At 40.3% G+C, this 12,150-nt stretch carries 11 protein-coding genes and 2 tRNA genes; 8 read left to right on the forward strand and 5 right to left on the reverse strand.

Annotated features, from left to right (window positions below):
* Nucleotides 1–47 precede the first annotated feature (47 nt).
* The 5 genes from NA23_RS09230 to NA23_RS09250 all read right to left on the reverse strand — a co-directional run bounded on the left by NA23_RS09230 (nucleotide 48) and on the right by NA23_RS09250 (nucleotide 6,275).
* Complete coding sequence (locus NA23_RS09230; RefSeq protein ID WP_052107239.1) at nucleotides 48–1,658, reverse strand: sodium:neurotransmitter symporter family protein; 1,611 nt, start codon at nucleotides 1,656–1,658, stop codon at nucleotides 48–50.
* Nucleotides 1,659–2,020: 362 nt separating this feature from the next.
* Nucleotides 2,021–3,616, reverse strand: coding sequence for a CotH kinase family protein (locus tag NA23_RS09235; protein ID WP_145974471.1), 1,596 nt, complete (start codon nucleotides 3,614–3,616; stop codon nucleotides 2,021–2,023).
* A gap of 52 nt (nucleotides 3,617–3,668) precedes the next feature.
* Nucleotides 3,669–4,343, reverse strand: a complete 675-nt coding sequence (locus tag NA23_RS09240; protein WP_033192305.1) for a hypothetical protein — start codon at nucleotides 4,341–4,343, stop codon at nucleotides 3,669–3,671.
* Between the two features lie 43 nt (nucleotides 4,344–4,386).
* Nucleotides 4,387–5,511: an ABC transporter permease gene (locus tag NA23_RS09245; RefSeq protein WP_033192304.1), complete on the reverse strand. Its 1,125-nt coding sequence runs from the start codon at nucleotides 5,509–5,511 to the stop codon at nucleotides 4,387–4,389.
* 44 nt (nucleotides 5,512–5,555) lie between these two features.
* Entirely contained in the window at nucleotides 5,556–6,275 is a 720-nt protein-coding gene (locus NA23_RS09250; RefSeq protein WP_033192303.1) for a hypothetical protein, read from the reverse strand.
* Between the two features lie 193 nt (nucleotides 6,276–6,468).
* Here NA23_RS09250 and NA23_RS09255 point away from each other — a divergent pair.
* The 8 genes from NA23_RS09255 to NA23_RS09290 all read left to right on the forward strand — a co-directional run bounded on the left by NA23_RS09255 (nucleotide 6,469) and on the right by NA23_RS09290 (nucleotide 12,106).
* Nucleotides 6,469–6,558: transfer RNA gene (locus tag NA23_RS09255), tRNA-Ser, on the forward strand.
* A gap of 70 nt (nucleotides 6,559–6,628) precedes the next feature.
* A tRNA-Arg gene (locus NA23_RS09260) sits at nucleotides 6,629–6,705 on the forward strand.
* A gap of 120 nt (nucleotides 6,706–6,825) precedes the next feature.
* The gene (locus tag NA23_RS09265; protein WP_236938364.1) at nucleotides 6,826–8,079 is read left to right on the forward strand and encodes a competence/damage-inducible protein A; all 1,254 of its coding nucleotides are present in this window, start codon (nucleotides 6,826–6,828) and stop codon (nucleotides 8,077–8,079) included.
* Nucleotides 8,046–9,047 carry a LacI family DNA-binding transcriptional regulator gene (locus NA23_RS09270; RefSeq protein WP_033192302.1) on the forward strand — a complete coding sequence of 334 codons (1,002 nt, stop codon included), beginning with the start codon at nucleotides 8,046–8,048 and terminating at the stop codon, nucleotides 9,045–9,047. The genes NA23_RS09265 and NA23_RS09270 overlap by 34 nt, the downstream gene beginning before the upstream one ends.
* Before the next feature lie 41 nt (nucleotides 9,048–9,088).
* On the forward strand, nucleotides 9,089–10,039 hold the full coding sequence (locus NA23_RS09275) for a D-alanine--D-alanine ligase (RefSeq protein WP_033192301.1): 951 nt from the start codon (nucleotides 9,089–9,091) through the stop codon (nucleotides 10,037–10,039).
* A 16-nt stretch (nucleotides 10,040–10,055) separates the two neighbouring features.
* Entirely contained in the window at nucleotides 10,056–10,997 is a 942-nt protein-coding gene (locus tag NA23_RS09280) for a M48 family metallopeptidase (protein ID WP_033192300.1), read from the forward strand.
* 20 nt (nucleotides 10,998–11,017) lie between these two features.
* Nucleotides 11,018–11,578, forward strand: coding sequence for a metal-dependent hydrolase (locus NA23_RS09285; protein WP_033192299.1), 561 nt, complete (start codon nucleotides 11,018–11,020; stop codon nucleotides 11,576–11,578).
* 18 nt (nucleotides 11,579–11,596) lie between these two features.
* Nucleotides 11,597–12,106 (forward strand): hypothetical protein, encoded by a 510-nt coding sequence (locus NA23_RS09290; RefSeq protein ID WP_033192298.1) that lies wholly within the window; start codon nucleotides 11,597–11,599, stop codon nucleotides 12,104–12,106.
* The last annotated feature ends 44 nt before the right edge of the window (nucleotides 12,107–12,150 follow it).

The following is a 12,150-nucleotide window of genomic DNA, read 5'->3' on the forward strand; positions in this document are numbered from 1 at the left end:
TATAACCCCCCAGCTTGAAAGCATGAATGCCAACGCTTGGGTACTCATCATTTCTCACCTGCCCTGTCTACTTGCATATTTTTTAACGCGTTGTAAATTGTGATGAAACATAGCACAAACAGGAAGACCATAACTGCCCTTGCAGCGAAAACCCAAGGAATCAAATTTGGATAATTCTTCGCAAAGTCAGGTACCAATTTTAGATAACCATTTCTGGCGTACTCAACGGTTGAGAATACAAGCAATATCACTATAAATGCAGGTGTGATTAGTTTCATGACTATGGAATAGAACCATCTCGGTATCTTCCAGTAGCTCCCCTTGTTGACCTCTTCCAATCCCTTCTCTTTGAAAAGCCAGACCGCCGTGATTATTTCTATAAGTCCCAAAAGAACTAACAAGTAAGAGCCAACCCAGTTATCCAGTTCCGTTAGATATAACAGTTCACTCGTTTTTGTGAGAATTGGCTCCAACGCTACAGGCAAACCGGCGATAACGTAGAGTGCAAATATCAACGTCGAACCTTTCTTTCTATCGATGTTAAATTGCTCTTCTAGGAAAGCGACCAGATAGTTGAACATCGCTATTGAACTTGTTATGCCAGCAAAGAAGAGCAACAAGAACCAAAATGTTCCAACGATGCTGCCTCCAACCATCGATCTGAATACATTAGGCAGAGCTATGAACGAAAGCCCCACACCACTTTTCAAACCATCCGGTCCAAGGAACGTGAACGCTATAGGTATCACTATCGTTCCGGCAAAGATTACCTCCGCAAACTCATTAAGCGAAGCAGTTGCAACAGCGGATGTTACGATATCATCCTCATCTTTCAGATAAGACGCGTAATTTTGTATTATTCCCATTCCAAGTGAAAGTGTGAAAAATATCTGACCAGCTGCCGCGAGTGTGGCCGACCAGTTCAGCTCATCCCAACGCGGTGACCATAAGAAGTCCAGCCCTTTAATCGGCGTCCATTCTGTTTTAACAGGTGTGCCGAGAGTGAGAGCTCTGATAAGAAGAATTAATGCAAAGATATATATTGAAGGCATCGCAATCTTTGCGAGCCTTTCCAAACCTTTTTGCACGCCACCGCGTGCTATGTACCACAGTATTGCTAAGGTTATGAGCCAAAAGGTGAATACAAGCCATGGACTTTGGATATAGTTTACAAAGTAAGCTCCTGTATCAACCGAAGGATCCATATACCCACCAGTTGCGGTCAACCAAGCATACCCAAGTGTCCAGCCAATAATATGGTTGTAGTACGAGTTCAAAAGCACAACAATCAAAAGTGCAAACGCACCAGCTAACGAACCAAGAAATAGAGCCACCTTTTTAGTAGTACCTTCTTTGGCTTGAAGATAAACCATCGGTCCTATCGTACCATAACCGTACCGGCCGCCGTAGCGCCCCATAGACCACTCTATAATCAGAAGAGGTATTCCCATGAACAACAGTGCAGCGAAATAGGGTATCATAAAAGCGCCACCGCCGTTCTTGGCTGCTTGGTACGGGAATCTCCAAAAATTCCCCAAACCTATGGCGTTACCAGCCATCGCAAGAATCAGTCCTAACTTACTGCCCCAGTGTTCTCTTTCGTGTGAGCTCAAGTTAGTAACCTCACCAGCTTTCTTTACCGACTTGTTCTTAGCCATAACTACCCACACTTGACTCCCAAAAGTCTTGAGGATTAACAAAACAGAGAAAACAAAACAAGAAAAGCAAATGGCTTCAAGTTTATATCATGAGGAATTACAAGAATATCTTATCTTAAGTATTACGAACTTTCAATTACAAAACAAAGTTTCAATCTCCTAAAAATCGACAATTTTGAAGTTGTTAAAAAGTAGTAATTTTCTTCACCAAAATTCTCATAAGTAGAAAAAAGCCACCTTTCACAAATTCTTTACAAAAGGTGGCTTTTCTAATTTATACTTGTGTTTGTTTAATTTTTTATTTTCTTTTCTTAAATGTCTAAACTAGTGACCTTCGAAACATGAATCAATAAATTCCTGTATTACTGATCAGTTCCGAAGATTTCATTCAAGTATTTCATAAGGTAGCCTCTGCGCTCTTTCGCAAATTCTTTCATCCACTCCACAGATTCTTCCCATGTATCCGTTTCTGGTTTTCCCCAACGTTTGGAATGAAAAGCTATCTCTGTGCTTATTCTCTTTGCATGTTCGTCTATAATATTAATCACCCTATTCTCATTAAACACTACATTGATTATATAATCAAACCGCTCGAGGAATTTCTTTTTAAATTCTTCGTTTTCAAGTATTTTTCTGAAAAGAATGGTTGAGGTTGCTCCGACTGTTAGTATATGTGGTGCATTCGGGTCACCATACATCGCAGCTTTTAATGTGTTGTGCGACGGTTCCCAAAAGGAAAGGTCCATATCGTACATCATCCATCTCCACTTTCCATCACCGAAAGTCCCATTCTCAGGCTTTAATACCCTCCAGAGCCTTTCGTTATTACCAGGCCAATCCATATTGCCTGCTATGATTTCGGCTATATAGTAATCAATATAGCTATCAATATCAATAACCTGAGAAATGAAAACGTAGTTTTCAGGTTTTGATAGATCGTTGTCTCGAACAAACTCCGCAAGTTTGACAAAGCTTTCTTGGCTGCCTTCCTTTCCATCCTGGATACTTAGATCACCGTTTATAATCACTGTGTTTTTTTCAGTCACACCATGTTTAACTTGCAAATACCTTTGGTCGTAGTATTCCATTAAATACGTTATGCCCCAGTATTCCCCGTTGATGTAATGTACAACAGGATAATTATCTTGTGTATCAAATTTCAGACCTTTGAAGATCTCTTGAATTGCCGAATCTCTGATATATGTGTCTTCCCAATCGTTGCCAGAATTCCTCAAGACCAATTTCTTGTAACCAGTTCTCCCGAAAAACGGATAAGTGAACTCCCCTTCCTTGTTCCTTGCATATAGTCTCAATGATTTTATCGGGAGGCTCCTTGTAAACTCACCGTGAATTCTCAAACCTATGTCAGTTCGATACAGGAGTTTGCCGTTTTCGAAATATTCCATAACAGCTGCTCGTTCCCATTCATTTCCTCTTTGATGATAGTTTCCAGTCCAATATGGATTGGTGGGATCAAAAAGTTTCCCTGGTACATAAATTCCTTTTTCCTCATCAAAAAGATTCGAAGGTTCTGTGATTATCGATACAACCGGCAAATCATGATGAATTCCGACGAAATAACTCCGTACTGCACTATCTGTGACCTTTCCGTCTACAACTTCGATAATCCTTAGAACCGTTGCCTTTTTGAAATCACCTTGTGGCTTTTGCCAAAGTGGCGAGGTCGGTATGTACATCAATGAGTTATCGTTACGTTCGGCTATAGGTATACCATTTCTATACCGAAATGTTCCTTCTTTTCCCGAGACCGGCTCACTGCCGTCGATAGTATAATAAATTAGCCCACCAACCGTAGATTTGATTTCTAACGTGAATGGATTATTGTAAAACCCCGACTCGTGAGAAATTACGAGTTGAGAATAACCCACCGATGAAATTACTGCGGTAAAGAAAAGTATAGCGATCAAACAACTAAAGATGTTGAGTTTACCAAGCATATCATCACCCCCCGGGCACGATTTTTGATACCACAGAACCTATCAAAAGAGCTTATCTGTATGCCCTTATCCAAAACTCGTAGACAACGGCTGTTCCGTCTAACCGAATTTTCGGTTGCTTCGAGATTTCCTCTAAAATAACCGCAGGAATTTCGTACTTTGGTTTAATGAATATCGTGTACCCTTCGCCAGAAACCTTGTATCCCACCTCATATCTTTCAGCCAGGTCTTTCTCCATGAATCCTTTGGAATAAATCGACTCAGAGTTCAAAGTCGATATTTTGAAGCCACCACTTATGTAGCTTCTGGCAGCTTGTTCAACAGCCTTAAGCTCGTTGTATATCTCTTGAGCACTCAATCCTGAAGTTTGTAAAGAAGTGGCGTCCGATTGCGTTGTGGTTGCAAGTGACATCAACAATATGCCGGTTGTTCCCTCGGTTTCAAGTACCTTCGTTGTGGTTGTAGTAGTTCTTATCTCTTCCGCACTTCTGGGAACAGTTTGAGTATAGGTTTCTTGTGAGGAACTCTCTTGGTAAGTGGAAAGAGGAACACTCGAGAAAGTTTCCGTTTGCGTATGAGGTTCTGCGAAGGCTCTGGTTTCGCTAACTTCTGCAGGCTGTTGAGAAAATTGCCAATCCCATTTTATTTGTCTTTTGGAAGACACTGAAATGATAAATACTAAACCGATCAGTAGGAAAACGATAACTAACTTTGCAACCTCTTCCAAACCAATCCCTCCAACATCTTCTGAATTATCATCATGCGTTTTATTACTTTGAGAGTTCAGATTTTGGCAGGAATTCTCTTATAATAAATGCGTTTGTTAAAGCAATAAAGACAGAAGTACCAGTTATAGAAAAAAGAACATTCTTAGCTAGCAGGATGTCGAAATCACTGTCTCTAGAGAAAAGCTGTGCCATACGAAGTAAATACACAGATTTATAGATCGGAATCACGTTCAAAATCCTCTTACCGAACTCTGGTAAAGACGAGACGGATGTCAAAGAGCCACTTGAAAAAAGCAGAAGAATACTGAAGATCGTTGAGATGAGATTTGACGTCATCGAGCTTTTAGAAAGTACCGATATTGTGATTCCAAGTGATGTGTGGAAAAGGGCGTTTATCAGGATGATTATTAGGACCATAGTCCAATCCACCGAAAAACCGTTTACAAAAAAGATCGCGTATGAAATTAAACCGGCAACAAAAGATATTACGAAAGTAGTCGTGAACTTTGCGAAACAATAACCTAAAGGCTTCACCTTCCCAAGCGAACAATAAAGAAGCAAACCCCGTTCTTTGTCGTTCACAACACTTCCTGCTCCTATAAGCATGCCTGCAAACATCGTTATTAGAAGCATCAAACTCGGTGCAAATACTTGGCTGAAGTTCACTTCCCTATCCGTTACAAGACTTGGAGCAGGTACATTCGAAGAAGTGTACATCTGTTGCAACACCTTCGGATTAAAGAAAGGGCCTCCACTTAAATCTTCAAAAAGTTTCTTAAAAACGAGGTACGCCGCTGCTGACAGTTGTGTGTCTACAGGACTTGGAACGTACTTGATTTGTGTTTGTCTTGCCGAAAATAGAGATGTGGTAAAATCTCTTGGAATAATGACAACCGCATGAAGTTCACCACTTTTTAATTTCTCTACATAATCTGCACCAACGTATTGTATTGTTTGACCATGAAATAGGGACATAACTACACCAACTGTGAATTTCGAAAGTGGAGACTTATCCTCGCTGTACACCCCTATCTTCAAGTTATTGGCACCGAACGAATTAAAAAACACACTACCAAGCAGGACAAAAAGAACCGGCAATGCTAGCAACATCACATAAGTCATGGGACGGGAAAAGATCCTCTTAAATTCCAATTTCAGTAGTACCATTCTTAGCCACCTTTCTTAAAAATTCTGGCAGACAACCTTAGAGACTAAAACTTGTATCTCAAAGCTAATCCCAGTTCAATGTTTGTGAACGTTCTTTCATAATCTCCTTCAATGTACTGAAGATCAGGTGTGAAAGGTCCAAACAAGGAAATGCCAATGTTGTAGCTAACAAATAAAAGCATATCTGGAAAGTTTCTCAAATCGATCGGTAATTGGGCAAAAAGTCCTAAGGAACCTATCAAATTCACGTTTGATACACTATTATAATGCCTGAAATCGTTGGTTGTAAAATCGGCAAAGTTTGAAGAACTTCCAACAAGCAAACTCACCGTTTCCAGTTCAGCTCCTATCTTTCCGGAAAGACCAAAAACAATACCCCTTTTCATTCCACCGATAATCGTCTCGATTAACTTCGCACTAATATCGTAACTTCCGCCGATAGCGCCGTACCTGAGCTCCGAAAATGGAAGATAATTAAGAACTGTACTTTTCAATGTAAAACCATTAGAAAGCAAAAAAGGATTTCTTGGGTTTGCATTCGACTCGAATGAATAAAAAACAGCGACACTATCAAAAAATGACAATTCATGTCCAGAATTTTTGATAAATTTCTGTGCCATAGGAGAAGGTTGAATGTAACCCAGTCCGTACCAGTCAGCAAACGAATTCGTGTACGAAAATACAAAAATAGAACATAGAAAAATGGAAGTCATAAGAACCAGCATAAGAATGTGCTTTGAAAAAGTGTTGTGCTTTATACCCATACTTTTTCCCTCCTGTACCAATAAAATGCAAAACTTGGGATGCACCAATTTTTAATTATATCATAATTTGCGCTGAGTACTTTCCCCCTTGAAATTTTTCGAGTATATGGTACAATCTTAACGCAAAGACAGAAAAAAGAGTTTTAACGTTCGCTTAATTTTTGAAGATGTAATTGATCGCTGATGATTATGCGGAGAGATGGCCGAGTGGTCGAAGGCGCTTGCCTGCTAAGCAAGTGTGGAGGTTTCTCCACCGAGGGTTCGAATCCCTCTCTCTCCGCCAAAACCGGGAGGTTTTGGGTGATGAGCTTGACTTATCTCATCACCCATTTTTGAATGCTTAGAAATAAGACGTGCCCGTAGCTCAACTGGATAGAGCGTCAGACTGCGGATCTGGAGGTTGTGGGTTCAAGTCCCGCCGGGCACGCCAAATATGGCAAATACAAAGGTATTCCAAAAGCTACACCTTCTGTGGTGTAGCTTTTTTCTTTTTATGGTATAATCTTTATGGTTCTTTGTCATTTCTTCATAAAATGATTCAAAGAGGGGGATGGTTCTGAAGAACGCAATAATATTTTCGATAGGCAACGAACTTGTTGAGGGGCTTATCTTAGATACAAATTCAAAATACTTAAGCGAAAAGTTGAAAAAACTAGGATATTACGTTATTCGCATAGAGACCTTACCAGACAGATTCGATGTTCTAGTCGAAAGGTTCAAAACAGGCCTTCTTGAAGTTGATTTACTCATAACAACCGGCGGTTTGGGACCTACAGAAGATGATTTGACAAGAGAGGCGCTAGCAGAAGCACTTGGACGAAAGCTCATTTTGGACGAAAATATAGCACAAGAGCTGATAGAACGGGCCTTAAAATACTACGGAAAAGCCCCAGAGAGTGTAAAAAAGCAAGCCATGGTTATCGAAGGAGCGAAGGTACTGGATAATCCTGTCGGAACTGCTCCTGGTCAAATGATTGAGTTTGATGGAAAAGCTGTTGTTATCTTGCCCGGTCCTCCCGCTGAAATGATACCGATCTTTGAAAACATCACCGAGAAATTAAAAGCCGATGATGCGCTGTACACAAGAAGAATAAAAACGATAGGCATTCCCGAAGCTGTATTGATGGATGATTTCAAGGATGTAATCTACTCCAACCCAAATATTACCGTGGCAACTATGGCTTCGTATGAAAGAGGGGTCGAGGTCAGGCTTACCGGAAGTAAATCTTTGAAGGAAGAAATAGATAAAATCGCCCTCAAACTGATAGAAGCCTTGGGCGAGAACGTCTATGCAACTGACGACGATAACATCGAGGATGTTGTGTATAAGCTCTTAAGTGAGAATGGTTTGACAATTTCTTTTGCCGAGTCTTGTACTGGTGGTATGATTTCTTCAAAGTTTGTTGATATTCCGGGAGTTTCAAAGGTGTACAACGGTTCTGTTGTGGCCTACTCGAATGAAGTTAAAATATCCCTCTTAAACGTTCCAGAAACCATAATTAGCACTTATGGAGCTGTTAGTGAAGAGTGTGTCAAGTTCATGGCTGAGAACGTTAGAAGAATCCTTAAAAGTGATTTTGCCGTTGCGGTTTCAGGCATAGCAGGTCCTACTGGCGGCTCTGAAGCAAAACCTGTGGGGACCGTTTGTTTTGCTTTTTCGTCTGATTCGTTCACACACACGGTAACACACAATTTGAGAGGCAATCGAGAGATGGTGAGAAAAAGGAGTACACTTCTTGCATTTGATATAGCGAGGAGAGGGATTTTAAGATGGCTAAGACAAAGAGAAACTTCCAAAGAGTAACCATTAAAGACGTGGCTCAGTATGCTAAAGTTGGTGTTGGAACTGTTTCAAGAGTTCTCAACAACAGTCCACACGTTGACCAATTCACAAGACAGCGGGTATTGGAAGCGATAAAGACTTTAGGATACGTTCCTAATCCCCATGCAAGGCGATTATCCACGGGTTCAAGTGAGCTTATAACCGTCATCACTCCCGAAATGAAGGGAGACTTTTATCAAATCCTGATGTCTGCGATAGATGAAGTGCTCTTCAAATACGGTTACTCTTCGCTTTTGTATCCACTCTACAACGAAAAAAAGTACGAAGCGTTGAAGAAATCTTCCGATATAATCCTCTCCACTGATGGCCTGATAGTTGATGCAGTAAGCGTTGACAGAGTGTTAAGTAACATCATTAATCCTCAAACTCCTGTTGTCTGCATCGAACAAGATTCAGAAGACTACGATTCGATAATGGTGGACAATTATTACGGTGGCGTTATAGCAGGAGATTACTTTGCGGACTTAGATATGGATATCTTTGTGGTAACTCACAGGAAAAGTCATGAACTCGAAAGCACGGTTTTCGACGAGCGACTCGAAGGTTTCCAAGAATCGCTTGAAAAAAAGGGTAGAAGTATAGACAAAGTTTACTACGTCCCACTTGACTGGGAAAGCACTTTCGAAGTTGCTCGCCGGATATTCTACAGGTTCAAGCGGTGTGCCATCTTTACAACAACAGACTATCTGGCCGTTCCAATAATAGAAGTCGCAAGAACAATGGGATTAAAAGTTGGCGAGGATGTTCGGGTGTGCGGGTTCGATGATCTACCCATCGCTCAAATTCTCGAAATCACCACGGTTAAACAGCCAATCGCAGAAATGGGACGATTGGCAGCAGAAACTGTTGTAAAGCGCATTGCCGGAAAGTTGAAAGAAAAACCAAAGAAATACATCTTAAAACCCGAGCTTGTAGTAAGAGCTACGTAGAGTATTTCTTGGACAAAACAAGAATTGGAGGTTGAAAGAAATTGAAAATAGCAGTGCTACTTGGTGGAATATCAAGGGAACGGGAAATTTCTATCAGAAGTGGAAAGAGAATAGCTCAAGCGTTGAAAAAGTTTGGACATGAAGTGGATGAGATAGATTTCACTTTGGCGTATATGGAAAACCTAAAACAACTGAAGAACTACGACGCTATTTTCAATATTTTGCACGGCACATTTGGTGAGGATGGGCACCTTCAGGCTATTCTCGACGCGCTTGAGGTACCTTACACAGGTTCTGGAATGGAAACGAGTATGATTGCATTTGATAAATACATCTGCAATCTATACGTCCAAGATGTAGCACACGTGCCGAAGTTTTTACTGCTAACTCGACAAGAATTCACCCAACATGGAATTGAAAAGGTAAAGCAACAGATAGGACTCCCATGTGTAATAAAGCCAAGGAAAGAAGGTTCGAGCATAGGGACTCATATATGCTTTTCAGAAGCAGAACTATTGAGTAACTTGAATTGTGAATTTCAAAACTACGAGGAAATGATAGTTCAAGAATATGTGAAAGGTACTGAAATCACCGTTTCAATAATAGATATCGACGGTGTCCCGTCCGTCCTACCAATTTTAGAACTCCGCCCAAAAAAACTTTTCTACGACTACGAAGCCAAATACACAGATGGGATGACGGAATTTGTAATTCCCGCACAAATCGGTGAAGAAATGACAAAAACCGTCGAGAATATCGCGCTGAGAATCTACAATAAACTCGGTTGCAAACACTTTGCTAGGGTTGATGGTATCATCAGCAACGGCACATTTTATTTCCTAGAAGTTAACACCTTACCAGGCATGACTGAACTGAGTGATTTACCCATGTCCGCAAAGGCCTATGGCCTGAGTTTCGAAGAATTGGTAAATACTATCATCAATGAAGCATACAAAAATCCACCTTTCGAACATTGGATAAGGAAAAAATAATAGAAGGGATGGAAAAATGCGCAATTCATTCATTGTGAAAAAATCCAAATTTGACCGTAAGCTATCAAACAAGATTTCAATGTACATCGTGATGGTAATTTTTTTAATGTTGAGCCTCTTGCTCGGACTTATTTTGGACACTTTACTTGGGACCATAGTGCTTTTCACTATCATTTTTGGTCTCTTTTCCTTGTTCCAAGTGATCTTTGGCTTATCGGTTGTCGGAAAGATAATCGTGAGGCTTATGAGCTTGAGAAACAACAACAAAACCCAAGACATCGAAATTGAAACCGCTGGGCACATATTAAGTGAGATAAAGGAGTCTTTGAATTTGAAATCTGACGTTGATTTAATGCTAATAGAATCTTCCTGTATAAATGCTCTTTCTGTTGGGCGCGGAGAACACACTCATACGGTGTGCATCACGAAAGGAGCTTTGGAGAAACTTGAAATAGATGAATTGAAGGCATTACTTCTTCACGAGTTGTACCACATAACCCAAAAAGACACGGATTACCTAACAACGGTCAGTGGAACTTTTGGAAGTCCGATGCTTATCTATAAGCTTTCACGCGAGAAGTTATTAAAGCTGAAAAGGAATTGGAATGATAATAAAATTAGCACAAAAGAATTTATAAATAGCTTGCTTTTACATTCCTTAATAATAGGATTTTCTATTCTCTTTATACCACTAAGTTTTCTCTCTAATGTCTTTGTAAGCGTAAGAAAAGAATTCGATGCTGACCTTTTTGCCTCAGAATTGGCTGGAAAAGATGCCGTGATCAGCTTGCTTTCCAAAGCAAAAGAAAACTGCCAGAAGTTCGATACAGAATTTTCTTTCATAAGGTATCACTTCTTCGTTCATCCACACTGTGCAGATGCAAAAGGTAAGGTGAATTTCATATCGGGCACATATCCTTCAATTGACGAGAGAATAAAGAAATTACAAGACATCTGAAGAAAGAGAGGTTTGAGATAATGCCAAATTTAGTAGCTCACCTAAGGATAGGTATGATTTCCTACCCCATTTTTTTGTTAATCTACGGCATAGTAGCAAAACTTTTGGGCTACGAATTTTCTCCAGCACCTGTTGAAATTGCTATCAGCTACGCTGTGTTTATCTTGGGAAGCGATCTGCCGGACTTGGATAGTTCGAATGCACCACTTAGGAATTTCACAAAATCAATTTCTTTGGCCTTTGCTATATACGTCTTCACAGCTTTTATATACGATAAATTAGGCGCAATTGAACAATTGTCAGTAGTTCCGAAAGAAATTGTATTAGCATTTTCTGTTGCAATATCCATGCTCATAGGCCTTGGGCTTATTAACCTATTTCTCTCATTACCAATATTTTCGCACAGGGGTTTTGCACACTCAGTTACATTTGCAGCAATCTATGGTTTTCTTGTGTACCTTTTCGCATCACCGAAAAGCAGCTCAGCTATATTCTTCGGTATCAGCGCATTTTCAGGAGTTATGGTCCACATGATAGCCGATTACATAGGCAACCCAGCAAAGATTTTCAAACTGTACTAAAAAAGGAGGAAAGAGAAAATGAAATTCTTAGACGGTGTGAATGTTACGTACGTACACAAAAATGAGAAAAGCAACCTCAGTAAATTACTCAACCAGATAACAAAGTCCGAAACAAAAATCGAGTTGAAACCTGTGAACGGTAAGTACTACGGCAATTTCCGAATAGAATTTTACGCACCGATTGAATCCATCCCAACGATAAAACTCACAGGTTTTCTTACGTCAGATAACCCTATCGAATGGCTTATGGAAAAAGACGACCAATCGGCAATCGTTATCGACAAGATCTTCCACGTGGTCGATACCGAAATAATCGAAATCGACGAGTCGAAACCCGTGGTTGCCGTTATCCTTGACCAATACAAAGTCTACGCACTTGTGAACAGCGAGCTCACAAAGGATTTTACACTTAATCAACTCGTAGAAGCTGCGCTCAAAAGACTATTTGAAGTATATTTCGACGATGAGTTTAGACCTGAAGAATACGATGTGGAGGTCCATCCAGAACTGACAGACTACTTCTTGTGATTTATCGGGCAAAACTGTGAGAAAAAGCAACCAACAAGTCACAA

Source organism: Fervidobacterium islandicum (genome assembly GCF_000767275.3).
Lineage (GTDB): Bacteria > Thermotogota > Thermotogae > Thermotogales > Fervidobacteriaceae > Fervidobacterium > Fervidobacterium islandicum.